This window comes from Saccharopolyspora pogona, assembly GCF_014697215.1.
Taxonomy (GTDB): Bacteria; Actinomycetota; Actinomycetes; order Mycobacteriales; family Pseudonocardiaceae; genus Saccharopolyspora; species Saccharopolyspora hattusasensis.
The window spans coordinates 4430480-4455472 of record NZ_CP031142.1 but is presented as its reverse complement, the minus strand read 5'-3'; the positions used below and the strand labels follow the sequence as shown (position 1 = coordinate 4455472).

Below are 24993 nucleotides of genomic sequence, written 5' to 3'. Positions count from 1 at the left end.
GCGGCCCGGATTCATCCCGAACCGGGATGAATCCGGGCCGTCGCTCGCCCGGCGGACCGCCTTGTGGCATATTCCCGACGTTGCTGCGGGGGAAATTTCCGGTTTTCTCGAATTGGTTTCGAAACTGTCGCATTTGCGATTCATTGAGGTGATCTCGGTAAGAAGTGGCTGAAGGCGGCCTGCCGGAATGGGTGTGTGATCGGGTAGGGCTGGCCTGGGGAGAGTGGGACGTGGGGTCCCTGGTAGAAGAAGTTCGACCAAGAAACGATCTTCGACCAGGGAAGGCCCCACGTGGTCACGTATTCTGCCGAACTCGATGTTCCCCGTGAACTGGTGCTCTTCCTCAGCAAGCTGCTGGCCGGTGAACGCCGCCGGAAAGGGACCCGCAAGGGGCGTCGGGCGTTGACCACGTTCTGGCAGGCTGTGCTGGTCCTGCGGTGGTTCCGCGACCGCACCGACACCACCACACTGGCCCGCGATCACGGTGTCGCCCGCGCGACCGGCTACCGGTATGTCGACGAGGGCATCGAGGCGCTGGCCGCGCAGGCCCCGGATCTGCACGACGCCCTGCAACGGGCCAAAGACAACGGCGACGCCTATCTGATCCTGGACGGCAAAAACTTCTCCTCCGACCGTCTCGGCGAAAAGACCACCAGCGCCAAAGGCACCGAGATCGACCTGTGGTACTCCGGGAAAACCCGCGAACAAGCCGGCAACATCCAAGCACTGACGGACCCGGACGGGTTCCCGCTGTGGGTCTCCGACGTCGAGCCCGGGTCCGTCCACGACATCACCGACGCTGAAAACCACGTCCTCGGCGCCCTGTACTGGGCTTACTCCCAGCTCGACCTGCCCACCCTGGCCGACGGCGGCTACCAGGGTGCCGGAGCCGGGGTCCTCACCCCGATCAAACACCCCAAAACCAGCAAAGGCCGCCCACTCGACGTCGACAACCAGACCTACAACAAACTGCTGCGCGGCCTGCGCGCCCTCGGCGAACGTGGATTCGCCCTGCTCACCGGCCGTTGGCGCGCCCTACGACACTTCACCACCAGCCCCCGCAAAATCGGCCCCATCGTCAAAGCCGCACTCGTACTCACCCAATTCGAACACGGCCGACTCGCATAACCCCCTACTGAGATCACCTCATTGATCGAGTGCAAAAATGCACCCGATCGTTGGATTGAAGTCTTTGGATTGGTAGCGTTCGTAGGAGTCCTGCTTCCTGCATTGGCAGATCGCCAACGGTGCCTGGTGCTTCGATTGGGAATGTCGAATTAATCCGACCGGGTGACGGGGTTGCACCGGGTGTGTTATCCGGCTATTCCATCGAGGGTAGTTTTCAGTTGATCGGGCTGAACTGTTCGAGTGAAATACGGACCGAGTTCTTAGGGGTGGTCCGCCCCGTGGCCAAACGTCGATAGCCTCCAGAATGAGTTCACCGCAAATCCATCGGGAATTCTGGGGGCGCTTGTGGAGACGCATCGAGTCGACTTCGAGGCACTACGCCGAGCAGCAGACGACCTGGATCATCGGGCCAAGGTGATCCGCCGAGCGCGGGGTGAGCACGAAAGGCATAACTTCAGCGGGCGATCCGGTTCGGGTCGGGTGGTCGCGACATGTCTGGGCAACGGGACCGTAACGGAAATCGCGATCCGGGGTGGGGTTCTCAGCAGCATCTATCCTGAGACGGTCGCTGCGGAAATCAAAGATGCCATTGGCAATGCTCGTTCGCGGGCATCCGAAGCCGCCTCGCGGGCGTTCAAGAAGGTGGCGCCCGACTTGGCGGGCGGGCAGTGATGGCTTCGATGCACGAAATCGAGAACCTGCTCGCGGAAATCCAGCAGCGGACCGCGGCCGTGCAAGCGGCAAACCGACGCCTGGCGGCCGAGACGGTGGTGGAAGCGATTGGCGGCGACCTTGGTGAGCTAGCCGTTAACGGGTACGGAGAACTCGTCGACATCAGCTTGGAACACGACAAACTCCGCTATACCACGGAGAAAGCTCTCGGAAACCAGGTGGTCGAGGCATTGGGGCGCGCGGAGCGGCGCGCCGCGGCCGTCCGGCAGCAGGCATTGAAGGCGCGGCGGTGAGGGATGTCCGGATTCGACGTCATCATCGAAGCGTTGCGCGCGAACGTGATTCTCCTGTCGGAGGCCGAAAGCCGTTGGCGAAACGCCCTCCACGCGGTCAACGGAAACTTGCTTGCTCCGGACGACCTCGGCCTGCTCGGCAAGCAGGACGGGATCGTGCTCAGCTGCAACGAGGCGGCGGCGGACCTGGAGCTGGGATTGCGCAAGGGAGCGGACAACCTCCACAGCGCCGCCGAGGCCCTGCGCGCGGTCGCCGACGATCAGGAACGCCGGCAGCAGGAGATCGTCGCCCAGTTCGGACATCTTCGGTAGCGCCCGCGTCGGAAGGAATCCGCATGACCGCCGCCAACCCGCCCTTTCCAGAGGAACAGGCAGCCAAGATCATCGAATATGCCGAGAAGACCGGGCAGGACGTGATCGTCCGCATCGTCAACGAAGTCCGCGACTGGCTCGGACACCCCGAAGCTGTTCTGGGCATCGCCAGACTCTGGTCGCCGACAGCCAAGGCCGAACTGCTCCAAGCCGACGAGACGGTCATCAATGCCCGCACGGCGATTGCGGCCGGCTGGACGGGCTCTGCCTCCGAGGCGTACATCGCCTACCTGGACCACGTGACGAAGGTGATGCAGGACACCGCGGACCTCTTCGACCGGTTCAGCAAGAAGCTGTTGGACATGCGGGACCACATAACGGAGGCATACAAGATAGCCATCGGCTTGATCGGGAACACGGCGGCCGAGGTCATCAGCCTGACCGGCGGGCTCATTGCCAGGATCCACGAAACCATCTTCGACGTCGCCGACGAGGTGCTCCAGGCGCTCGCGAACTTCGTCCGGCAGATGACGTCGACGGCCGAACGAGTTGTTCAGGTCATGGCCGATTTCCGGCGCTCCGGGGTGGAAATAGCGCAAGTCGCCGCGGATTTGAAGATTCCGGAGCCACTACCCGCCGCTGCCGCGGAACCCAGTGATTGGAAGGTCCGACCGAAATGAAGATCTCGACCCTGCTGCGGTCGGTTGCGGTGACGACGGTGGTGGGCCTGCTCGCGGCGGGCTGCGCTGGAAACCCGGGCTTCGATCCGGACGGTGATCGGTTCAAGGTGCTACCGCAGATTTGCGATCTGGTCTCGCCGGTGACGGCGGGCCAACTGATTGGAATGCCGTACGAGACCGACACGATCGTTGTTGAAACCACCGGATACTGCTCGTGGACCTACCGGGATCTGGGTTCCGAAGGCGCTCATCCGCTCGAACGGAAGCTGTCCCTGCACGTAAGCCTGCACCGGAGCAACGACGCGAGGTCCGGAGCCAACGGGGCGCTGGAAGAACTGGACCGACTGAGCGGGGACTCGCCGAACCACTTCGAGCGGGTGCTGGGCTTCGGCGAGTACGCGGTGCGAAGCAACACGAGCGAGGGCATCGACTACATCATCGTCGTCGGCAACCTGAACCTAAAAATGTCCTTCGCCGGAGCAGATGTGGACGCGGCGGGCAACACGACCCCGATCCCACCCGGTCAAGCCGTTGAACCGGCCGCCGTCCTCGCCCGCGAAATAGCCGCGAACGCGGCGAAACCCTGACAACCCGCAGCGGCCTGCGGAATCGGTCGCTGGTCAGCAGCCGAGATCGGCTAGCAGCTCTGCCGGGTCGGAGAGGCAGCGCCAGACCGGGACCCGGACGACCTTTCCATCGGTCGCGGCACGCATCAGCTCCTGGACGGTGCAGAGTTGCGGAGCCGAGTCGCACTCGATCCCGGCTACGACGAGGCGTTGGTGCAACCTGGCGAGCGGCTCGTCGATGTCGAGATCGTTGGCGTTCGGGAGACCCGCGTTCTCTGCTTGGGCCACCCGCGTTCTCTGCTTGGGCCAGCAGTGTCCTGAGCAGTCCCTTGGTGCCATGCCACAGATTCGCGTCACCGACGACGACCAGTCGCGAGGTCGCGCGGGTGAACGCCACTTTCCAGAGGTTGAGAGTTAGGCAACTTCCTGGGGCATCGCGACTTTGGTTCTGGAGCCCAGCATGCGCGTTGAGGACTTACTGGTCGTGCTTGTCGCGGAACGGGCACGCTGGGTCCGGTCGTTGTGCGGAGTCAGACGGTCACGGGCAGGGTTGTCAGGCGCCGGGTGCCTGCGTCCGGGAGGTGTTGCGCGCCCTCGGGCGTTGGCTCCAGGTTCGGGAATCGGCTCAGCAGGGCGGAAAGCGCTACCTCGGTTTGGGTTCGGGCCAGTGCGGCCCCGAGGCAGAAGTGCGCGCCGTGCGCGAAGCCCAGGTGTGGGGGCCCGGCGGGGCGGTTGACGTCGAGCCGGTCGGCTTCGGGGAACACCCGCGGGTCGTGGTTGGCCGACGCGATCACGACCGTCACCGGCTGGCCTTTGCCGATCCGTGCGCCGGAGATCTCGACGTCCTCGCGCGGGAAGCGCGGGATCGTCAGCAGTTGCGGGCCGCACCAGCGCATCAGCTCTTCCACCGCGCGCGGCATGAGGTCGGGGTTCGCGCGCAGGGCGGCGAGCTGGTCGGGGTGGGAGAGCAGGGCGTGGACGCCGTTGGCGATGAGGTTCGTCGGTGTCTGGCCCGCCAGGACGACGTTCCAGATCAGGGTGACCAGTTCTGCGTCGCTGAGCCGGTCGCCGTCTTCGCCCTGGGCTCGGATCAATTGCGAGACCAGGTCGTCGCCGGGCTCGGCCCGCCGCGCCGCGACCGCCGCCTTCGCACCCGCGATGATGCCGGGGATCGACTCGGCGAGCCCCGGACCGTAACCGGCGGCGACGTGGACGCCGTACTCCCGCCACTTCGGCCGGTCCGATTCGGGGATGCCGACCAGTTCGCAGATCACGGCCATCGGCAGCGGGCGGGCGAAGTGCCGCAGCAGGTCCACTTCGCCGTCGTCGGGCAGGTCGTCCAGCAGGGCCTCGGCGATCATTTTGATGCGCGGCCGGAACTCGGCGGCTCGGCGGGCGGTGAACGCGGGCGCGACCAGCCTGCGCAGCCGGGTGTGCTCCGGCCCCTCCATCTCCTGCATGGTCCGCATGTAGGGCAGGCAGTCCTCGGGCACGTCGGGCCGCATGGCGAAGCTGTCGCCGGTGAGCTCCAAACGGGCATCGGTCAGCGCTGCCCTGGCGTCGTGATAGCGGAGAACGGCCCACATCGGGTTGAGACCGGGCACCAGCAGCCGTGCCAGCGGCGAACGTTCCCGGGCGCGCCCATAGGCCGCGAACGGGTCGTTTAGCACCTCGGGCGCCGTCAGGTCGATCTCGGGAACCGTCACATCTTGGCTGGTCACGTGGCCTCCGAAAGTCAGATGTTCGTTACAGATGTTCTCATCATCTGGGTGGTAACGGTATCTTGGATCGAGTTGGACGGCAACCGGCACCGGTCTGCTTCAGGGGAGGACGATGGCTCGGCTCAGCAGGGCGGAAACCCAGGAACGCAACCGCGGCAAGGTGCTTGCCGCGGCCCGGGACGAGTTCGCCGAGCTCGGCTTCCGCGACGCCAAGATCGACGCCATCGCCGAGCGCGCCGAGCTCACCCGCGGCGCGGTCTACTCCAACTTCCCCGGCAAGCGGGCCCTCTACTTCGCGGTCCTGGCGGACCTGGCCGAGCGTGCGCCCGCGCCGCTGCACCCGTCGTCGGGCCGCAACCCCCATGACGCGCTCGGCGCGCTCGCCCGTGCATGGGTCGCGCGCCTGCCCGACGAGCGGCCCCTCGGCGCGGAGTTGATGCCGGAGATCCTGGCCGATGAGCGGGTGCAGCGCCCCTTCGCGCAGCTGATGAAGCTGGATGCGCTCCTGCTCGCGCTCGCGTTGGAACGGTTGCAGCCCCCGGAAGTTCCGCCGGGAGCGCCACCCGCCCGCCTGGTGCGGCTAGCGGAGACCGTGCTCACGACGCTGCACGGCGCGAGCCAACTGGCCGCCGCCGCACCGGGTTTCGTCGAACCCTTCGACATCATCAGCGCCTGCGAGTGCCTGTCCGGGTTGGTGCTCAACGACTTCTGGGCGCCGCCACCGATCGTCCCGCCGACGCAACCGACCGACGAGCCGTGGTTCCCACCGGAAGCGATCGACCTCGTGCGCGGCGAATCCGCGCGGTTGACCGGTGACGGCGTGGTAGCGGTGCTCGGGCTGCACCGGCTTTCCGCCGCCGAGGAAGCTGTTCGCGCCGGGGCCGCGGCCACCATCGCCCTGGTCACCAGCGATCCCGGCGAGTTCGCGCCGCTGGCGCGGCTGGCCATCGCCGAACTGTGCGGCTGCCTGCGCCAGGCATTCCCGGCTTCGTCGTTGCCCCGCCTGCAGGTCGTGTGCGACGCGTCGGGTGCGCTTGCTGCGGCGGCCGGAGTGTCTGCGGTCAGCGACGCCACCGAAACCGCGGTGCGCATCGAGGCGAACCGGATCGTCGCCCGCGCCGACGGCCGTGGCGCCTGCCACGCCGCGGCCCACGCACTCGTGCACCACGAGTGATTCCGCCCGAGGACTCCGAAAAGTGAGGACCAAGGTCCTGGCCGTTCGCGTCCGGGTTTCGGCATTCTGGGTTCAGCCGCCGCATTTGGACAGCGCAGCCCGCAGCGGCGTTTTTGCTTGTTGGTAGGGAGAACGATGATGAACCAGACCCGGATCGACGCGTCCGCACCGAGCGGGACCCAGTGGTTGGACGAGCCGGCCCGGCCCTGGACGGTGCCCGCCGCAGCGGCGCAGCCGGTTCCGGCGCCGCGCGTGCCCGAGGAGCCGAGCGGCCGTGCGAGGCTCGTGATCAACCGCGGGCCCGACGCCGGCACCGGGTTCGCGATCAGCACCCCGCGCACCACGATCGGGCGCGGCCGCGAATGCGACATCGTCGTGGACGACATCACCGTCTCGCGCGAGCACGCCGAGCTGCGTCGTCGGGACGGCCGGTTCGTCCTCGTGGACGGTGGTTCCCTCAACGGCACTTACCTGAACCGGATGCCGGTGGAGTGCGCCGAGCTGACCGACGGCGACGAGATCTGGGTCGGCAAGGCCCGCTTCACCTTCCGCACCGACGCCTGAGCCGCCGCGCAGAGCCGGGCGATTTCGCGCGAAATCGGCACCTGCCAGGCGTGGCGAACGCCGATTTCGCGCGAAATCGTCATCCAGGACGCCTGAGCGCGAACCCCATGCGCCACTCGCGGAACAGCGGTTCAGTATCGACTCGAACCGGTGGGAAGCGGCTCGTAGCCTGGGGTTCGTGGAAGGCACCCGGTCCGAAGTGACGAAGGTATTCCTGGTCGACGACCACGAGGTGGTGCGGGTCGGGCTGGCCGACCTGCTCGGCGCCGAGCCCGACCTCGAAGTGATCGGCCAGGCCGCCACGGCCCGCGAGGCGGAGGCCCGCATCCCCGCCCTGCGGCCGGACGTGGCCGTGCTGGACGTGCGGCTGCCCGACGGCAACGGCATCGAGCTCTGCCGCGAGCTGCGTTCCCGGCTGCCCGGGCTGAATTGCCTGATGCTCACGTCCTTCCCGGACGAGCAGGCCATGCTGGACGCGATGCTGGCCGGTGCGGCGGGATACGTGATCAAGAACATCAAAGGGATGGAGCTGGCGTCGGCGGTGCGCACCGTCGGATCGGGCAAGTCGCTGCTCGGCGAACAGGCCACCGCGGATCTGATGAACCGGCTGCGGGCGAAGCTGGACAAGTCCATGGAGCTGCCCGAGCTGACAGCTCAGGAACGAGTCCTGCTGGACCTCATCCGCCAAGGCCTGACCAACCGGCAGATCGCCGACCGCATGTACCTGGCGGAGAAGACGGTCAAGAACTACGTGTCCCGCCTGCTGTCGAAGCTTGGGCTGCAACGCCGAACGCAGGCGGCGGTCCTGGCCACCCAGCTGCACCACCGGCCGAAGGACACGTGACCACGCTCAGGCGCGGGGGACGGGCTCGCCGCTGACCACCTCGTGTAAGGGCCGGCGCGGCGTCGCCGGTACCGGCGATCCGTAGCCGATGCGCAACACCGCTTGCGGCCACAACCCGCCGCCGATGAGCGAGCGAAGTTCCTTGCGGGTGCTGGGAACCTCGACCACCTGGGAGAGGAACGAGCTCGACAGCCCGGCGGCGGTGGCGGCCAGCAGCACGCGTTGCATCGCCATCCCGGCGTGCAGCTGCGCCAGCACGCCGTCCTGGAACGAGCCGAGGACGCAGATCAGCGGCTCGGGCTCGAAGTCCTTGCCCATGACCCGGGCCTTCGCCTGACCGCTGCTGTAGTCGCGCAGCACCCATTCGTCCTGCGGTTCCGGCCGCGGACCGCTGCTGCGCGCGGGCACCCCGTCGGGCGAGCTGGAGTCGCGGCCCGTCCAATGTTGCAGTTCCGCCGTGAACTTCGCGTCGGAGATCTGCGCCTCGTGCGCCTGCTGGGTGAGCGCTTGCACCTTCGGCAGCTGTTCCCGCTCGGGGATGGCGAGCCACGCCCGTTCCGCTTCCGCCGCTTGCCGCAGCTGGCCGTGCAGCGACGGCGGGACCGAGTTGGGCAGGAACGGCTTGCGGTTTGTTCGACGCCGGGGGATCGCCGCCGCAAGTTCGACATCGGTGGGCGTCGGCGGGCGCCGCCGGACGGGGCGGACGACCGCGAGCAGATCCGGCGAGGAGTGCCCGGGCAGCACGCGCACGTCCGGCTGCACGCCGAGCAGCCGTATCGCCAGCCGCAGGTTCAACAGCGCCGCACCGCAGGCGAGTACGAGCTCCCGGTGCTCCGGATCCGCCACCGGCACGGCGTGGGACCGGTCCGCGTACAACGCGATGGCATCTGGCGTGCAGTGGAACCGCCAGGGCTGACTGTTGTACAGCGACGGCGCGGCGGTGGCCTTGAGCAGTGCAGCCCGGGTCTGGTCAGCCGTCAGGTACCCCACTGCGCCGATGAGCGTGTTCATCGGTATCCCCTCCGGTCGCCGTTGTTGCCAGGGTGCCGGTGACGCGGTCCGGTGAACCAGAGCCGATCGTCACCACTGGACCACGCCGAGCCCCGGTGCGAACCGTTAGTACGTGTCACAGTGGAGGTGTGAGCAGGGCGGACGTGCCGAGTTCCGGGGAGGTGCCGCAGGTCCCGCCGCGGTCGGTCGAGGATGCGTTCTCCCGGCTGCGGCTCAGGGAGCTGCTGACCCAGGTACAGGTGCGAATCGAGGAGATCATCGGGCTGCGCGACCGGATGGACGGGCTGCTGTCCGCCGTGCTCGCGATTTCGTCGGAGCTCGAACTCGACGCGACGCTGCGGCGCATCGTGCACACCGCGATGGACCTCGTCGACGCCCGCTACGGCGCCATCGGCGTGCTGGGCCCCAACGGCGAGCTCAGCCAGTTCGTGTACGAGGGCATCGACGAGCCGACGCGCGAGCTCATCGGGGCGCTGCCCACCGGGCACGGCGTCCTCGGCGTGGTCATCGAGGACGACAAGCCGCTGCGCCTGGACGACATCGCCTCCCACCCGGCCTCGGTGGGATTCCCGCCCCACCACCCGCCGATGCGCGGCTTCCTCGGGGTGCCGATCCGCGCCCGGCAGGAGACCTTCGGGCGGCTGTACCTGACCGAGAAGCGCGGCGGCGGGAGATTCACCGACGACGACGAGGTCGTCATGCAGGCGTTGGCGGGTGCGGCGGGCATCGCGGTGGACAACGCCCGCTTGTTCGAGGAAGTCCGCCGCCGCGAGCGCTGGTTGGACGGCACCAGCGAGATCACGGCGGCGCTGCTGGCGGGCACCGACCCCATCGACGCCTTGCAGCTGATCGCCGAGCGCGCCGCGGAGCTCACCGCCGCCGACTACGCGCTGATCGCCGTGCCGGTGAGCGGCGAGGACACGGCAGACGAGCGCGTCAGCGAGCTCATCATCAACGTGTCCGTCGGGGTGGACGTCGACGACCTGACGCACCGGACGATCTCGGTCAGCGACTCGACCACCGGGCAGGTGTTCCGGGAGCGGATCCCGCGCAACGTCTCGAACCTGGCCTTCGACCTGACCGAAGGCCAGGTCGTGCAGTTCGGGCCCGCGCTCGCGGTTCCGATGCGGGCCGACGAGATGACGTCCGGGGTGCTGCTCGCGGCGCGCACGGCTGGCTCGGCCGACTTCGACGAGGACCAGCTGCAGGTGGTGTCCTCGTTCGCCGACCAGGCGGCGCTGGCGTTGCAGCGGGCCGAGGCGCAGGCCGCGCGCCGGGAGCTCGACGTGCTTGCCGACCGCGACCGGATCGCCCGAGACCTGCACGACCATGTCATCCAGCGGCTGTTCGCCATCGGCATGGCCATGCAGGGCACGCAGCGCCGGGCGAAGTCGCCCATCGTGGCCGACCGGTTGACCGAGCACATCGACCAGCTGCACGAGGTGATCCAGGACCTGCGGGCCAGCATCTTCGACCTGCAGGCCACCGCCGAGACCGCGGTGCGGTTCCGGGCGCGGGTGCAGCGCGTGATCACCGACGTGGTCGGTGACAGCCCGATCCGGATCACCGTGCGGATGGCGGGCCCGCTCGACGTGCTGCCGCCGAAGCTGGCCGAGCACGCCGAGGCAGTCGTCCTGGAAGCGGTGAGCAACGTCGTCCGGCATGCGCGGGCGACGGAGCTGTCAGTCACGATCTCCCTGGACGGCAACCTGGCGATCGACGTGACGGACAACGGTGTCGGAATCCCGGAAACCGTGGCGCACAGCGGCTTGCACAACCTCGCCGAGCGCGCCACCCAGCTCGGCGGGCAGTGCATGGTGGATCAGCTGCCGTCGGGCGGAACCAGCCTGCGCTGGAGCGCACCGGTCCGCTGACCATCCACTGTGGTCCAAGATGTGACCGCGTGCCGGAGGATCTCGGCCGCACAGACATCGCGGAAAGTCCCCCTGACGCCCTGGGATTTCCGCAATTTCAATGGAAATCAGAGATTCGATTTCCATTGAAAAGGGGCTCTTCTGCTGCTTCCGTGGGTGGGTTAGGCGCGTCCGGGGAGGGTGGGTCGGTGGCCGCCGAGGGCGAGCATGGCGAGAGCGATGAGTGCTTGGGGGCTGCGGAATCCGAAGGCGATGCGGGTGAGCAGGCGGATTTTGGTGTTGGTGGATTCGATGAGTCCTTGGGAGAGGCCGTGTTCGAGGGCGGCGTCGATGGGGGCGCGGTGTTTGGTGATCTTCTTGGCGAGCTCGACGAAGACGGGGATCTGGCAGCGCCGTGCCCAGGAGGTCCAGCGGTCCAGGGCTTGTTTGCCTTGCTCGCCTTTGGCGGTGAAGACGTACCGGAGTCCTTCTTTGAGCAGGTAGGCCCGGTACAGGCGGCGGTCGGTGGTGGCGATCCAGGCCAGCTTCGCCTGCTGGTTTTCGGTGAGGTCTTCGGGGTTTTTCCACAGCGCGTAACGGGAGTCTTTGAGCTTCTTGGCTTTCTCGTGCCCGGGACGGGCCGGGGAGTCGGTGGCCGGGCGGCCCCGGCGGCGTGTGCCTTCGGTGCGGGCCAGGGCGCGGGCGTCGTTCCAGGCCCGTCGCCGTTCGGCATCGAGTGCTTCGGTGGCCCAGGCGACCACGTGGAAGGGGTCGGCGCAGCGGATGGCCTTCGGGGCGCGGCGGGCGACGGTGTCGGCGATCCACTGGGCCGCATCGGCGGACACATGCGTGATCTCCGCGGCGCGCCTCTCGCCGAGGGCGTCGAAAAACCGGTTCAGCGTCGCGGAATCGCGCCCCGGCGCGGCCCACACCAGCCGCCCGGTGTCGTGGTCCACCACCACCGTCAGATAGCGGTGATGCTTCTTGTAGGAGATCTCATCGATCCCGATCCGCCGCAACCCACCGAACCGGTCACTCTGGGTTTCGGCGTCGGCCCACACCCGGGCCACGATCGCACCCACGGTGCGCCAGGCGATGCGCATCAGCTCGCATACCGCCGATTTCGAGGAGCGCACCGCCAGCCACGCCACCGTGTCGTCGAAAGCCAAGGTGTGCCCGGCGCCATGACGCGCCCACGGCAGCCGCGCCACGGTGGGCCCGTGCTCCCGGCAGCGCACCCGCGGCGCGGCGGCCTCGAGATGGACCTGGATGGTGCCCAGGTCCAGGGCCCGCCACCGGCGCCGTCCCTCGCCCCGGTCATACCGCCCGGACCAGCGGCCACACCGGCCGCAACGGCCGCGCCCGCCCTTGCGCGGGCGCACGTGCACCATCACCCGTTCCGCGGCCTCGTCGAACTCCACATCCTCGATCACCGTGCGCCTGTCGACGCCCACCAGAGCACGCCATAAACTGGCCTTCGGCACGCCGTTCTCCGTCCCCTCGGTTCCTGACCTTCGACAAGCCAGAAACCTAGACGAAGCAACGGCGTGCCCCCGTCTCCGGGCCTAAAACAGCAGCTCACATCACCCACGGATCAGTCACAAGAGCCTGAAATTGCGGCCGCATGGTGGAGATCGTTCTCGTCGGCGGTCGCGCCGATGGGGAAGTGGTCTCTGTCTCAGCTTCGGCGCATGCTTGCTCGCGCTGGCGTATCGAAGCGTTCCGTCGCGCCTGGACTGCATTCGCGGTCGCTCTGAGAGTCGTAAGTGTTTTGGGTGCCATCGTGTCCCACGTGATCATGGGCATCTACCTGCGGCCCGCCGCTTCGGCGAGGTCGCCGACGACGCGCTCACCCTGCAGATCCCGGGCGACGGCAGCATTTCCGCGCTGCGCGGCTTGCTGGACCGCCTCGACGTCGGGGCGATCGAGGTCGACGGGTTGTCCGTGCCGACCTCGACGACGTCTTCCTCGCCCTCACCGGCCGTCCCGACCACGCGAAAGAGCCGCTTCTATGAGCACCCTTTCCCACGCCGCCGGCGATTCGGCGACGATGCTGCGCCGTAACCTCCTGCACGCGCTGCGCTACCCGGGCATGTCGCTATCGGTGATCGGCATGCCGATCGTCATGTGATGCTGCTGTTCGTCTACATCCTCGGTGGCGTACTGGGCGCCGGACTCGCCGGCGGCACGGGCGGCGCCATCGCGCTGGCCAATTACCTGTGGGCGAGGGCGGCGTTCCGGCGCGAACCCAGCTGGTGAGACCGCATGGCCGCGGGTTCTCAGACGTCGCCTGGCCGGTCCGAAGCCGCGCGGTCGTGCACGGGTCGGGGACCCGGAGTCCAGGCGGCGTCCGAGTCCCGCTATCCGCACCGCTTCACGAGATCGCTTCGGTCAGGCGGCCACCAGGCCGCGGACCTCGGAGAGCAGTTCGAGCGAGCGGCGCCAGGCGGCGCGGTCCGGCGCGGCGGACACGACGATCAGCTCGTCGGCCTTCGACCGCTCGACGAACCCGTCCAGGTAGTCGTCCACTTCGGTCGGGGTGCCGACCGCGGTGTACTTGGTCATCTGCAGAACCTGTTGCCCGGCGGGGGAAGCGAGGATGGCGTCCGCCTCCTCCGGGGTGAATTCCCTTCCCTGCCCCAGCATCCGGGCCACCCGGTAGCGTTTCGCCGCCCGGAAGTGCTGCTCGGCTTCGTCGGTGGTGTCGGCCGCGATCACGTTGACCCCGGCGATCACGTAGGGCTCCGCGAGCTGGGCGGACGGCTGGAACTCCCGCCGGTAGATCGAGACGGCGGCCTCCAGCGCATCCGGCGCGAAGTGCGAGGCGAACGAGTACGGCAGGCCGAGCACGGCGGCGAGCCTGGCGCCGAACAGCGACGAACCGAGGATGTACAGCGGCACGTTGGTGCCCGCGCCGGGCGTCGCGTTGACCCCGGGGATCCGGGTCTCGCCCGACAGGTAGCCCTGCAGCTCCAACACGTCCTGGGGGAAGGTGTCGGCCGCGGTCGGGTCACGGCGCAGCGCCCGCATGGTCTTCTGGTCGCTGCCCGGGGCCCGGCCGAGACCGAGGTCGATGCGTCCCGGGAACAGCGTTTCGAGGGTGCCGAACTGCTCGGCGATGGTCAGCGGCGAGTGGTTGGGCAGCATCACGCCACCGGCGCCGAGCCGGATGGTCTTGGTGTGCGCGGCCACGTGCCCGATCAGCACGCTGGTCGCCGACGACGCGATCGACGACATGTTGTGGTGCTCGGCGTACCAGATCCGCCGATAGCCCAGGGCTTCGGCGCGCTGTGCCAGGTCGACGCTGGCGGCGAAGCTGTCGCCGGCCGTCTCTCCCGGGCCGATGTGTGCCAGATCGAGAATGGAGAGGGCAACAGCCACGGCAGCATCAGCCTTTCATCGCGTGCGACAAGCGCGCGGCCCTGCCCCGCGCAGCAGCGATAACGGAACAACCGCCCCGCTTATTCCGCGCCGCGCGGCGCGGTGGGCCCCGTCACGCTCCACCTGCCGATGAGTGTTGCCCGTGCGTGGTCGCCCGTGCGCACTTCGCGGTGCCGCAGCCCCTGGAAGTGCGCACGGGCGGGAACCGGTCACTTGCGGAGTCCGGCCTTCTTCGAGCACACCGGCCAGGCCTTGGGCCCCTGGGCCTTGAGGACCTTCTCCGCGACCGCGACCTGCTGCTCGCGTGTCGCCTGGTGCGCCTTGGGGGCGTAGGCGGTGCCGCCGAACGCGGCCCAGGTGGACGGAGTGAACTGCAGGCCGCCGGAGAAACCGTTGCCGGTGTTGGCCTTCCAGTTCCCGGAGCTCTCGCACTTCGCGACGGCGTCCCAAGTGGACGCCGAGGCGGCGCTGGCAGGGAGGGCGGTCGCCAGGGCAGCGGCGGCGATCAGGCCGGCGAGGATTGCTCCGGAGGCGATTCGGCTGGTGGGGGACATGCGGTTGTGCGCCATGGATGATCTCCTGCTGCGCCTGCGACCCGCGCACGATCGACCGCCCGGCGTGCTGGGGGGTGCCGCCGGAACGTGGTTCGAGGTGGTGTCGCCCCTGCCCAGTCGTTTCTTCGGGGGTGGGAGCCCGCAAGGCAGGGTTTGGCGCTACGGGCTCCCAGGCGGTCGGCTCGGGGGGGTGGCCGACCGTCGGACACGCTACGTAGTCAACGTTGGAAGACCAACCCTCATGGGGCAGTCAATTCTGATCACGAAACCTCTGCAAGATCCCATGATTCAAGTGTTGTTCCTGGTAGCTGTGGCTCTGGAGGGTGAGCATTAGTCGATTACACAATGTATTGATCGAGTCAATCTTCACTCGTGTGGGTTACTTTCGAGACTGTTCTCGGCCCTGCCGAACCGTTGGTCTGGTCGCGTCGCCAAGCGGCGGCTCGCCTGCGCGCCAGCCGCAGAACACAGCCATGACCTGCAACACCAGCTTCGACCCGCGTGCGCTGGCCGCGCCGAACCGCTGGTTAGTCTGGCGTCTCGGCCAGGCGCCGGATGGCCCAGCGGCGCTGCGGGCCGAAACGGCGTGGATGCCTTGCGCCACCCCCGGCTGGTACCACCGAGCAAGTGGACAGCGGGCCTTCGCCGCGACCGCGCCGCGGCGAAGGGGGCCAGACGTACTGCCCGGAACTGCTCGGATCGAGCCAGGCGACGCCGACGGAGGCCGCGGAGGCGGGTCCGCCAACAGATGGAGACACGATGAGCATGGCCACGAGGACGGACGCGCAGTCGCCTGAGCCGCACGTCGCCGACAGCCACGATCTGATCCGCGTGCACGGCGCGCGCGTGAACAACCTCAAGGACGTCAGCATCGAGATCCCGAAGCGCCGGCTGACGGTGTTCACCGGCGTCTCCGGCTCGGGCAAGAGTTCGCTGGTGTTCGGCACGATCGCCGCGGAGTCGCAGCGGCTGATCAACGAGACCTACAGCGCCTTCGTGCAGGGCTTCATGCCGACGCTGGCGCGGCCCGAGGTCGACGTCCTGGACGGGCTGACCACCGCGATCATCGTCGACCAGGAGCGGATGGGTGCCGACCCCCGCTCGACGGTCGGCACCGCCACCGACGCCAACGCGATGCTGCGCATCCTGTTCAGCCGCCTCGGGAAACCGCACATCGGCTCGCCGCAGGCGTTCTCCTTCAACGTCGCCTCCATCAGCGGAGCGGGCGCGGTCACGCTCGAACGCGGCGGGAAGACCGTGAAGGAGCGTCGCAGCTTCAGCATCACCGGCGGCATGTGCCCGCGCTGCGAGGGCAAGGGCTCGGTCAACGACATCGACCTGACCCAGCTGTACGACGACAGCAAGTCGCTCAACGAGGGCGCGCTCACGATCCCCGGCTACAGCATGGACGGCTGGTACGGCCGCATCTTCAAGGGCTGCGGCTTCTTCGACCCGGACAAGCCGGTCCACAAGTTCACCAAGAAGCAGCTGCACGACCTGCTCCACAAGGAGCCGACCAAGATCAAGGTCGACGGCATCAACCTGACCTACGAAGGCCTGATCCCGAGGATCCAGAAGTCGATGCTGTCCAAGGACGTCGACTCGCTGCAGCCGCACATCCGGGCCTTCGTGGAGCGGGCGGTCACCTTCGCCACCTGCCCCGAGTGCGACGGCACCCGGCTCAGTGAGGAGGCCCGGTCGTCGAAGATCGACGGGATCAACATCGCCGACGCCTGCGCGATGCAGATCACCGACCTCGCCGAGTGGGCGGGGGGCCTGGACGAACCGTCCGTCGCGCCGCTGCTGACCGCGCTGCGGCACACCCTCGACTCGTTCGTCGAGATCGGGCTGGGCTACCTCTCGCTCGACCGGCCGTCGGGCACGCTGTCGGGCGGCGAGGCGCAGCGCACCAAGATGATCCGCCACCTCGGGTCGTCGCTCACGGACGTCACCTACGTCTTCGACGAGCCGACGATCGGGCTGCACCCCCACGACATCCAGCGGATGAACGGCCTGCTGCTGCAGCTGCGCAACAAGGGCAACACCGTGCTGGTCGTGGAGCACAAGCCGGAGGCGATCGCGATCGCCGACCACGTCGTAGACCTCGGCCCGGGCGCCGGCACCGAGGGCGGCGAGGTGGTGTTCGAGGGCACCATCGAGGCGCTGCGGGCCAGCGACACGCTCACCGGGCGGCACCTGGACGACCGCGCCTCCCTGAAGCCGTCGGTGCGGACGCCGTCGGGGATGTTGGAGGTGCGCGGCGCCGGCACCCACAACCTCCGGGACGTCGACGTCGACATCCCGCTCGGCGTGCTGGTCGTCGTCACCGGGGTGGCGGGCTCGGGCAAGAGCTCGCTGATCCACGGCTCGGTGTCCGGGCGGGACGGAGTGGTGGCGGTCGACCAGACGGCGATCCGCGGCTCGCGGCGGAGCAACCCGGCGACCTACACCGGACTGCTCGACCCGATCCGCAAGGCCTTCGCGAAGGCCAACGGCGTGAAGCCGGGGCTGTTCAGCGCCAACTCGGAAGGCGCCTGCCCCAACTGCAACGGTGCCGGTGTCATCTACACCGACCTGGCGATGATGGCTGGCGTCGCCACCACCTGCGAGGAGTGCGAGGGGAAGCGGTTCCAGGCAGCGGTGCTGGACTACCACTTCGGCGGTCGCGACATCAGCGAGGTGCTCGCGATGTCGGTGGCCGAGGCCGAGGAGTTCTTCGGCTCCGGGGACGCGAAGGTCCCGGCCGCGCACAAGATCCTCGAGCGCCTCGCCGACGTCGGGCTCGGCTACCTCCGCCTCGGCCAGCCGCTCACCACGCTGTCCGGCGGCGAGCGGCAGCGGCTCAAGCTGGCCACCCACATGGCCGCCAACGGCGGCGTCTACGTCCTCGACGAGCCGACCACCGGTCTCCACCTCGTCGACGTCGAGCAGTTGCTCGGCCTGCTGGACCGGCTCGTCGACGCCGGCAAGTCGGTCATCGTCATCGAGCACCACCAGGCGGTCATGGCGCACGCCGACTGGATCATCGACCTCGGCCCCGGTGCCGGCCACGATGGCGGCCGGGTCGTCTTCGAGGGCACGCCCGCCGACCTCGTCGCCGCCCGCCCCACCCTCACCGGCGAGCACCTCGCGGCCTACGTCGGCGCCTGACCGGGGACCTCGCGGAGGGATTTCGTCCCGCTCGGGTTCTCTTGACCGCGGTCAGGAGACCCGAGTTCGGCAAACGACGAGAACAGGCTCACTGCTTGCGGGGCTGGGTGAAGCGCAGCATGTTGCCCCCGGGGTCGCGGAAGGCGCAGTCGCGGACGCCGTACGGCTGGTCGACGGGCTCCTGCAGCACCTCGCCACCCGCGGCGCGGATGCGCTCGAAGGTCGCGTCGCAGTCGTCGGTGTCGAAGATGACAGCGCGCAGCAGGCCCTTCGCCAGCAGTTCGGCCATGGCCTTCTTGTCGGCGGGCGAGGCGTTCGGGTCCGCGAGTGGCGGCTCGAGGACGATGTTCACATCGGGCTGCGACGGCGCGCCGACGGTCACCCAGCGCATCCCCTCGAACGCGACGTCGTTGCGCACCTCCAGGCCGAGGACGTCCCGGTAGAAGGCGAGTGCCTTGTCGTGGTCGTCGACGGCGATGAAGCATGTTGAGAGCTTGATGTCCATGCGTTTCACGCTAGGTGCGAGGGGTGGGTTTCGCTTCTCCGTTCCTGACCGGTCGCGTGTGGATCTTGGCGATGCAGGCCGGGATGGCGGCGCCCTCGTCATGGCGGCGGGCCCGGTACGAGCTCGGGCTCTCGCCGACCAGCTCGGTGAACCGCGAGCTGAACGACCCCAGCGATGTGCAGCCGACCGCGAAGCAGACCTCAGTCACCGACAGGTCACCCCGCCGCAGCAGCGCCTTGGCCCGCTCGATCCGGCGCGTCATCAGGTAGCCGTACGGGGCCTCGCCGAAGGCGGCGCGGAAGCTGCGGGAGAAGTGCCCCGGCGACATGAGGGCGAAGCGCGCCAGCGCGGGAACGTCGAGCGGCGTCGCGTAGTCGCGGTCCATCAGGTCACGGGCCCGGCGCAGCCGGACGAGGTCCTCCAACGTCACGCGACCCACCATCCCACAGCACCAGGCACTGCACCGCTGCTGCGGGGCATGACGTTGATGACGGCGGCGGGGACTCCCACACCGCCCGCCAGGCGGACAGTGACGGGTACTCGTGCCCGGCCGCCAACAGGTCGTAGCCAGTGGTCCGCAGGCTACGGACGTCGCGCCCGTCCGGCATCATGTCCTCCAGCCGAACGGGTCGCATCTCCCATTCGTCGGCCAGCTCCGGCCGCCGGGGCCGAGCAGGTGCACCTCGGCCCCGGCGGCACGTGCGCCGACTGCGACCGCCCATAACCACCGCTCGATCCCGCCGTACCCGGACGGCGGGAAGGCATAGTCGCCTGGGAAGTCGCAGATGCCAACGAGCATCGCCGTCAGGACTCGGGCGTACCGTCAGACGCGATTCGACGGAACCCGGTGTATGGAACCAGAACCTCGGGGATCACCACCGAACCGTCCTGCTGCTGGTTCTGCTCCAGCAACGCGGCCAGAGCGCGCCCGATCGGCAGGCCCGATCCGTTCAACGTCGCGGCTAGTGTGTCGCGCTCGCCGTCCTTCGACTTGGTCCGGATCGCCGCGCGACGGGCCTGGAATGTGCCGCAGTCCGAGCAGGAGCTGATCTCGCGGTAGGTGTTCTGGCTGGGCAACCACACCTCGATGTCGTAGGTGAACGTGGCGGCAAAGCCCAGGTCCCCGGCGGCCAAGGCCACAACGCGGTAGGCCAACCCCAGTTCTTTCAGGCACGCCTCGGCGTGACTGAGCATTTTCTCCAGCTCAGCGCGGGACTGCTCGGGGCGTACCAGCCGGACAAGCTCCACTTTGGAGAATTGGTGCAGACGCAGAATGCCGCGCGTGTCCCGTCCGTACGACCCTGCTTCGGAACGGAAGCACGGGGTCCACGCGGTGTAGGCGTACGCCAGATCCTCGGTGGGCAGGATCTCGTCGGCATGCAGGTTGGTCAGCGGAACCTCGGCGGTCGGGATCAAAAACAACTGCCGATCGGCGACTCCAGTGCGGAAAAGGTCTTCCTCGAACTTCGGCAACTGGCCGGTGCCGGTCATCGTGGTCCGGTTCACCAGATTCGCAGCTCGTCTCGTTCGGGCAGGTCGCGGGCGTTGAGGCGGAACCGTACTTCGCTGCCGGGCAGATGCCGGAGTGCGAGGCGCCGGCATTCGGCAAGTAGGGTTTTCTTGTTCGTCAGATACTTGGCGCAGCTGGTTACGTGTGCGCACTTCTGTGGCACCGCCAGCACCACGTCCAGTGCCCTGCCCGCGCTGTGGGCCTGGATCAAGGGCTGCAAGGCAGGCGAGTTCGGCGATCTATCTGACCTGGCTTGATGGCACGGTGGTCGCGTCGCTCGGAACGCGGGAGTGGAATGCCGATCGAGAAGGGGATCACGCTCGTGCCCAGCACGTTGTACCAGCCTCGGTACTGGTTGGTGATCGGCTTGGAATGACCGAATCAGGCCACTGACCAGTATGCGGAATGCGCGCTGGCGCTCGCACCGTCCTTCATTCCCGCCGGTGTGCTCTCGCGTCCCGCTTATGTGATCTTCGAGGCGGCTAGGAACCTGGCGCCCGAAGGTGAGCAGCAAGTGGTGATGTTCTCCGAACTCACCCAGGCTCTGCGCCGCAAGAAATACGACTGGCCAACCGTGGGAGTCCCGGACTGGGAAGCCACCGTCAACGAACTCGCCAAGGCGCCCATCCCGTCATTGTTCTTGACGTTGTCGCAGTACGCGCACTTCATGTTGTGCACCGCTGGCATGGATAACGCCTACGTGCACACCGGCCAACAGCGCCGCGTCCCCGAGTCTGACTACGAAGACTTCCGGTCCAACCTCCGCACGATGTTGGCGACCGACTGGCCGGAATACATCCAGGGGCCGGACACCAACGGCAGCCAGATCTTCATCGTGCACTCGCACGCCAAACTCAAGCCCGCTTACGCGTTGCTGGGACGGGTCGTCGAGGGCATGGAGGTGCTCGACGAGATCGTCGCGGGCGGCGTCATCCCCGGCGAGAGCGGCGACCAGGACGGCGAGCCCGCCCTGCCGGTGGAGATCGAGAACATCAAGATCCGTCTCTGACCGGCGGTGCGCCGGGGCTGAACCACGTGGTCAGGGCTTCGCGGAGGGTGCGTCTCTCCTGGGCGTCCGGTTGGGCCGAGCTCGACGCCCACGCGACGTAACCGTCCGGGCGCAGCAGCATCGCGGTCGTCGAAGTCCCGGCGTGGCCGCTGACCACCTCCACCCGGTCGCTCCAGCCGGAGAGGTCTTCGGACAGTGCGGCGCCTTCGGTCATGTCCAGCAGGAGCGGCCGGGCGTCCGCGGTCAGTTCCGCGAGCCGGACGGTGCCGGTTCCGGTGTCGAGCAGCAGGTCGGGCGCCCACCGGCCGATCAGCGGGTGCGCGGCGGAGGTTCCCATCTCGTAGCGGATGTCCGCGCCCGCCATTGTGTCCGCGATGTGCTGGATGTTGCGGGGCTCGCGGAGGAGTTCGCCGAAGAGCTCCCGCAGCGCGGTGGTTTCGCTGCCCGGGGCGAACAGCGCCGACTGGGCCTGGGTGTGCATAACCACTCGCCGGGCCACGGGCCGCCGCTCGGCTTCGTAGCTGTCGAGCAACCCGGGCGGCGCCCAGCCCTGCAGCTCGGCGGCGAGCTTCCAGCCCAGGTTCACGGTGTCCTGCAGGCCCAGGTTCAGGCCGGGGCCGCCGATCGCCGAATGCACGTGGGCCGCATCGCCGACCAGCAGCACGCGCCGGTCCCGGAACCGGTCGGCCAGCCGGGTGTTGCCGCCCGTCAACCGGCGCGCGAGGTGCGGGCCATCGCCTTCTGGCGGCTCCAGCGGCAAGTCCACCCCGAGCACGCGGCGCGCGCTCGCACGCAGCTCGTCCAGCGGCAGCTCGGTTCCGTCCGCCCCGGCCGAGTCCCACTCCATTGTGGACACCGCCGTTCTGCCGTCGAGGAAAGGGGCATACGCCAACACCCCTCGCTCGGTGCGGTGGTGCATGAACGGCGGGATGACGCCGTAGCCGGGGACGTCCAGCCCGCCCGTCGCCGGATCGACCAGCGAGCTCGCGATGCTGACGTGCGCCAGGCGCGAAACGACTTTCTCCCGGGTGACACCCGAGAAACCGATGCCGGACAGCTTGCGGGTCGGGCTGTGCCCACCGTCCGCGCCGACCAGGTAGCGGGCGCGCAGCCGGTAGGGACCGTCCGGCCCGGCGACGTCGATGGCGACCGCATCGTCGTCCTGGGCCAGCCCGACGAGTTCGTGCCCCCAGCGGATTTCCACGCCGAGCTCGACGGCGCGTTCTTCCAGGACCTGCTCGATGCGGCGCTGCGGCATCTGCATCAGGTAGATCGGGTTGTCCTCGATGGCGCTCAGATCCAGCAGCATCGCGCCGAACACGAAGACCGGAGCGGGTTGCGGTGGCTCGGAGCTCCCGCTGAAGCGCTGGTGCAGGCCCCGGCGGTCGAGCATCCGCACCACCTGCCCGACCAGGCCGTTGGCCCGCTGCTCGGTCGCGCGTTCCGGGAGGCGTTCGAGCACCAGCGGTTTCGTCCCGGCCAGGCTCAGCTCGCAGGCCAGCATCAGCCCGTTCGGGCCGGCACCCGCGATCACGACATCGGCGATCAAGGCTTTTCTCCCTGCTGCGGCGGAAAAAGGCATAGTCAGTCGACCCGGCGGCGCAGGGTCGACGGTCGAGTTGGTCAGCGGACGGGCAGTCCGTTGGCGAGTTGTTGGAGGGCGTCGCGCAGCACCGGCGCCATCGGGGTGGGTTCTTCGGCGGTCAGCCAGTGCCCGATGGCTGCCGCGATCGCGGCTCCGACAGCACCGGCCACCAACCGCGGGTACAGGTCGCGCGTCGAGTCGGTGCCGGTGCGCTCGGCGATGGCGTCGGCGAGTTCGGACTCGGCCGTTGCGTTGGCCTTGATGAACTCGCCTTGCAGGGCCGGCTCGGAAACCATCAGGCGAACGCCGTCGAGCCACTGCCGGTCCGGTTGTCGTTCGCCGGTGCCCTGTTCCAGCGCGAACCGCGCCATCGAGGCGTTGGTGATGGCCTCCCACAGCGGTTCGGATTCCGGCCGTGCGCGCAGTTCCACCGAGATCTGGCGGGCCCGTTCCAGGTGTCGCGCGGCGATCGCTTCGCCCTTGCCGGCGAAGTAGTTGTTGAAGGTGCGCGGGGACACGCCGACTTCGGCGGCGATGTCCTCGACGCGCACGTTGTCGAGTCCCCGCTCCACGGCGAGGCGGATTGCCGCCCAGCTCAGGGCCAGGCGGGTCTCCTGCTTCTTGCGCTCCCGCAACCCCGGCCGCTCGCGATCTTCAGCACCCATGACGACCACGATAGTGGATTTTTGCGCGTCGCGCAAAAATGCGCGATCGGAAAGGATCTGCCCGGCGGGGCCGTGACGTTCTCGCGCGAAATCGCCGCCCGAGCCAGGGCGGCGGGACGAGCCTGGGACTGCGGATCGGATCCGCAGTCCCAGGGCCGATCAGGATCGGACGGCTTCCTCGGCCGGCGCAGGTTCGGCCGCCTCGATCTTCTTCGACTGGTCGAACAGCGTTCCCACGCCGATGAACACGGCTCCGGCGACGAACAGCAGCGACACACCCCAGGTGGCGTGCGTCGGGGACGCGGTCACCAGCGCCAGCGCTGCGAGCGGGGCGAGGCCGCCGGAGAAGGCGCCGCCGACCTCTCGGCCGGTGCCGAGGCCGGACACCCGCACCTTGGTGGGGAACTGCTGCGAGAGGAACGCGCCCTGCGCGGCCAGCATCGCGGGCACCACCACGCCGGTGGCGAGGATCAGCGCGATCCAGATGTAGATGCTCTGCCCCGAGTCGAGCAGCCAGAAGAACGGGAACGCCAGCGCAGCCGTGGCGATCGCGCCGGTGACGATCACCTTCTTGGCGCCCACCGCGTCGCAGATGCGGCCCGCGACCGGGACCGTGAGGATCGCGCACGCGCTGGCCAGCGAGATGCCGACCGCGCCGACGTTGGCCGCGACGTCGCGGAACTCGCTGAGGTAGGACAGCGAGAAGGTCTTGAAGATGTAGCTGACACCGTTGTAGCCGACGGTGATCGCCATGACCACGGCCAGGCCGCGCCAGTCCGACTTGATCAGCGAACGCATCGGCTGGGCTTTCTTCCGGGTCGAGGCGTCGCGCGCGACCTTCTCGAACTCCGGTGTCTCGGGCATCTGGCGGCGCACCCAGAAACCGAGTGCTACCAGCAGGAAGCTGGCCACGAACGGGATGCGCCAGCCCCAGGCGTAGAGGAAGTCGTTGCCGAAGCTGGTCAGCACCGTCACGGTGAGCGAGGAGACGAACAGCCCGATGTTGACGCCCAGCGCCGGCCACGCCCCCAACCGGCCGCGCGACTTCTCGTCGGCGTGCTCGTAGGCGACTGCGATCGCGCTGCCGAGCTCGGCACCGGCGCCGAGTCCCTGCAGCAGGCGCAGGACCACCAGCAGGATCGGCGCGATGATGCCGGCAGAGGAGTAGGTCGGCAGCAGGCCGATGAGCCCCGACGAGATGCCCATCAGCAGGAAAGTCGCCGACAGCACGGTCTTGCGCCCGTACTTGTCGCCGAGGAGCCCGAAGACGATGCCGCCGAAGGGGCGCGCGAGGAATCCGACCGCGAAGGTCGCCATGGCGGCCAGCGTCGCGGTGGTGGGGTTGCCCGCCGGGAAGAAGAGGCGCCCGAAGACCAGGGCGGCCATCGAGGCGTAGAGGTAGAAGTCGAACCATTCGAGGGCCGAGCCGATCACTACGGCGGGTCCGACGGCCTTGCGGGATGACGGCTCGGGGCGTGCCGTCGCGCCATTTTGCAGCGTCATTGCTTGGGTTCCTCTTGACGGTGGTCGTCGATGCTCGGGTAGCCGAGTTGTTCGGATATAGGAACTCGAGGGAATCTAGGAAGTGGACCGGATAGCTGTCAAGGCATAGGCCGGGCGGAAGTTGCGGGCTCGGCTCGAATTGCGTGTTTGCGCCGATATTCGCGACCTTCGAGGCGACTCGTCGATGGTTGACAGGAGGGTGGGCGGTGGATCATCGTGTTCCGGTATCCGGCGAATTTGTTCGTATTTAGGAACCGTGTGATCGGTTCGGGTGTTCGACGACCGTCGTTGGGACGACCGTCGCTGTTCGGGC

Annotated in this window: 27 protein-coding genes; 13 read left to right on the top strand and 14 right to left on the bottom strand. The window is 68.3% G+C overall.

What is annotated here, in order from left to right; translation table 11 throughout:
- Positions 1-291 precede the first annotated feature (291 nt).
- The 6 genes from DL519_RS20275 (at position 292) to DL519_RS20250 (ending at position 3672) form a co-directional block, all read left to right on the top strand.
- On the top strand, positions 292-1128 hold the full coding sequence (locus DL519_RS20275; RefSeq protein WP_190817107.1) for a transposase family protein: 837 nt from the start codon (positions 292-294) through the stop codon (positions 1126-1128).
- Positions 1129-1473: 345 nt separating this feature from the next.
- Positions 1474-1800: a YbaB/EbfC family nucleoid-associated protein gene (locus DL519_RS50220; protein WP_397544962.1), complete on the top strand. Its 327-nt coding sequence runs from the start codon at positions 1474-1476 to the stop codon at positions 1798-1800.
- 8 nt (positions 1801-1808) lie between these two features.
- A complete protein-coding gene (locus tag DL519_RS20265; protein WP_190817103.1) occupies positions 1809-2093 on the top strand; it encodes a YbaB/EbfC family nucleoid-associated protein in 285 nt (94 codons plus the stop codon).
- Between the two features lie 3 nt (positions 2094-2096).
- Complete coding sequence (locus DL519_RS20260) at positions 2097-2405, top strand: hypothetical protein (RefSeq protein WP_168587436.1); 309 nt, start codon at positions 2097-2099, stop codon at positions 2403-2405.
- Positions 2406-2428: 23 nt separating this feature from the next.
- Positions 2429-3085 (top strand): hypothetical protein, encoded by a 657-nt coding sequence (locus DL519_RS20255; protein ID WP_190817101.1) that lies wholly within the window; start codon positions 2429-2431, stop codon positions 3083-3085.
- Positions 3082-3672, top strand: a complete 591-nt coding sequence (locus DL519_RS20250; protein ID WP_190817099.1) for a hypothetical protein — start codon at positions 3082-3084, stop codon at positions 3670-3672. The genes DL519_RS20255 and DL519_RS20250 overlap by 4 nt, the downstream gene beginning before the upstream one ends.
- Before the next feature lie 33 nt (positions 3673-3705).
- Here DL519_RS20250 and DL519_RS20245 read toward each other — a convergent pair whose 3' ends face one another.
- Both DL519_RS20245 and DL519_RS20240 read right to left on the bottom strand, forming a co-directional pair.
- Positions 3706-3939: a hypothetical protein gene (locus DL519_RS20245; RefSeq protein ID WP_190817097.1), complete on the bottom strand. Its 234-nt coding sequence runs from the start codon at positions 3937-3939 to the stop codon at positions 3706-3708.
- 242 nt (positions 3940-4181) lie between these two features.
- On the bottom strand, positions 4182-5372 hold the full coding sequence (locus tag DL519_RS20240) for a cytochrome P450 family protein (protein WP_190817095.1): 1191 nt from the start codon (positions 5370-5372) through the stop codon (positions 4182-4184).
- Between the two features lie 112 nt (positions 5373-5484).
- Here DL519_RS20240 and DL519_RS20235 point away from each other — a divergent pair, with 112 nt between their 5' ends.
- The 3 genes from DL519_RS20235 (at position 5485) to DL519_RS20225 (ending at position 7954) form a co-directional block, all read left to right on the top strand.
- On the top strand, positions 5485-6546 hold the full coding sequence (locus DL519_RS20235; RefSeq protein WP_190817092.1) for a TetR/AcrR family transcriptional regulator: 1062 nt from the start codon (positions 5485-5487) through the stop codon (positions 6544-6546).
- 135 nt (positions 6547-6681) lie between these two features.
- Positions 6682-7110 (top strand): FHA domain-containing protein, encoded by a 429-nt coding sequence (locus tag DL519_RS20230; protein ID WP_223839314.1) that lies wholly within the window; start codon positions 6682-6684, stop codon positions 7108-7110.
- A gap of 199 nt (positions 7111-7309) precedes the next feature.
- Positions 7310-7954, top strand: a complete 645-nt coding sequence (locus DL519_RS20225) for a response regulator (RefSeq protein ID WP_190817090.1) — start codon at positions 7310-7312, stop codon at positions 7952-7954.
- A 6-nt stretch (positions 7955-7960) separates the two neighbouring features.
- On the opposite strand, the gene DL519_RS20220 is transcribed toward DL519_RS20225, so the two are convergent.
- Positions 7961-8965 (bottom strand): Acg family FMN-binding oxidoreductase, encoded by a 1005-nt coding sequence (locus DL519_RS20220; protein ID WP_190817088.1) that lies wholly within the window; start codon positions 8963-8965, stop codon positions 7961-7963.
- A 143-nt stretch (positions 8966-9108) separates the two neighbouring features.
- On the opposite strand from DL519_RS20220, the gene DL519_RS20215 reads away from it, so the two are divergent.
- Complete coding sequence (locus DL519_RS20215; protein WP_190817086.1) at positions 9109-10839, top strand: GAF domain-containing sensor histidine kinase; 1731 nt, start codon at positions 9109-9111, stop codon at positions 10837-10839.
- 161 nt (positions 10840-11000) lie between these two features.
- On the opposite strand, the gene DL519_RS20210 is transcribed toward DL519_RS20215, so the two are convergent.
- Both DL519_RS20210 and DL519_RS50215 read right to left on the bottom strand, forming a co-directional pair.
- Positions 11001-12302, bottom strand: a complete 1302-nt coding sequence (locus DL519_RS20210; RefSeq protein ID WP_190814226.1) for an ISL3 family transposase — start codon at positions 12300-12302, stop codon at positions 11001-11003.
- 312 nt (positions 12303-12614) lie between these two features.
- Complete coding sequence (locus tag DL519_RS50215; protein ID WP_190817084.1) at positions 12615-12812, bottom strand: hypothetical protein; 198 nt, start codon at positions 12810-12812, stop codon at positions 12615-12617.
- 133 nt (positions 12813-12945) lie between these two features.
- Between DL519_RS50215 and DL519_RS50210 the strand changes: the two genes are divergently transcribed.
- Entirely contained in the window at positions 12946-13077 is a 132-nt protein-coding gene (locus DL519_RS50210; RefSeq protein ID WP_397544961.1) for a hypothetical protein, read from the top strand.
- Positions 13078-13209: 132 nt separating this feature from the next.
- Here the strand turns inward: DL519_RS50210 and DL519_RS20200 are convergent, their stop codons facing one another.
- Both DL519_RS20200 and DL519_RS20195 read right to left on the bottom strand, forming a co-directional pair.
- Positions 13210-14199, bottom strand: coding sequence for an LLM class flavin-dependent oxidoreductase (locus tag DL519_RS20200; protein ID WP_190817082.1), 990 nt, complete (start codon positions 14197-14199; stop codon positions 13210-13212).
- 209 nt (positions 14200-14408) lie between these two features.
- A complete protein-coding gene (locus tag DL519_RS20195) occupies positions 14409-14768 on the bottom strand; it encodes a transglycosylase family protein (RefSeq protein ID WP_190817080.1) in 360 nt (119 codons plus the stop codon).
- A 744-nt stretch (positions 14769-15512) separates the two neighbouring features.
- Between DL519_RS20195 and DL519_RS20190 the strand changes: the two genes are divergently transcribed.
- Positions 15513-17903, top strand: coding sequence for an ATP-binding cassette domain-containing protein (locus DL519_RS20190; protein ID WP_190817078.1), 2391 nt, complete (start codon positions 15513-15515; stop codon positions 17901-17903).
- Between the two features lie 88 nt (positions 17904-17991).
- Here DL519_RS20190 and DL519_RS20185 read toward each other — a convergent pair whose 3' ends face one another.
- The 4 genes from DL519_RS20185 to serS all read right to left on the bottom strand — a co-directional run bounded on the left by DL519_RS20185 (position 17992) and on the right by serS (position 19914).
- The gene (locus DL519_RS20185) at positions 17992-18408 is read right to left on the bottom strand and encodes a VOC family protein (protein WP_190817076.1); all 417 of its coding nucleotides are present in this window, start codon (positions 18406-18408) and stop codon (positions 17992-17994) included.
- A 10-nt stretch (positions 18409-18418) separates the two neighbouring features.
- Positions 18419-18850 carry a helix-turn-helix domain-containing protein gene (locus DL519_RS20180; protein ID WP_190817074.1) on the bottom strand — a complete coding sequence of 144 codons (432 nt, stop codon included), beginning with the start codon at positions 18848-18850 and terminating at the stop codon, positions 18419-18421.
- Positions 18798-19043, bottom strand: a complete 246-nt coding sequence (locus DL519_RS46935; protein ID WP_223840477.1) for a hypothetical protein — start codon at positions 19041-19043, stop codon at positions 18798-18800. Before DL519_RS46935 ends, DL519_RS20180 begins: the two co-directional genes overlap by 53 nt.
- 169 nt (positions 19044-19212) lie before the next feature.
- Complete coding sequence (gene serS, locus DL519_RS20175; protein ID WP_317891381.1) at positions 19213-19914, bottom strand: serine--tRNA ligase; 702 nt, start codon at positions 19912-19914, stop codon at positions 19213-19215.
- A gap of 524 nt (positions 19915-20438) precedes the next feature.
- Here serS and DL519_RS20170 point away from each other — a divergent pair.
- On the top strand, positions 20439-20927 hold the full coding sequence (locus DL519_RS20170) for a peptidylprolyl isomerase (RefSeq protein WP_223840329.1): 489 nt from the start codon (positions 20439-20441) through the stop codon (positions 20925-20927).
- On the opposite strand, the gene DL519_RS20165 is transcribed toward DL519_RS20170, so the two are convergent.
- From DL519_RS20165 to DL519_RS20155, 3 genes are all read right to left on the bottom strand, one after another.
- Positions 20911-22473, bottom strand: coding sequence for an FAD-dependent monooxygenase (locus tag DL519_RS20165; protein WP_223840328.1), 1563 nt, complete (start codon positions 22471-22473; stop codon positions 20911-20913). The two genes, DL519_RS20170 and DL519_RS20165, sit on opposite strands and share 17 nt — an antisense overlap.
- A gap of 77 nt (positions 22474-22550) precedes the next feature.
- Positions 22551-23177 carry a TetR/AcrR family transcriptional regulator gene (locus tag DL519_RS20160; protein WP_190817068.1) on the bottom strand — a complete coding sequence of 209 codons (627 nt, stop codon included), beginning with the start codon at positions 23175-23177 and terminating at the stop codon, positions 22551-22553.
- Between the two features lie 159 nt (positions 23178-23336).
- A complete protein-coding gene (locus tag DL519_RS20155) occupies positions 23337-24680 on the bottom strand; it encodes an MFS transporter (protein ID WP_190817066.1) in 1344 nt (447 codons plus the stop codon).
- Positions 24681-24993: the final 313 nt, after the last annotated feature.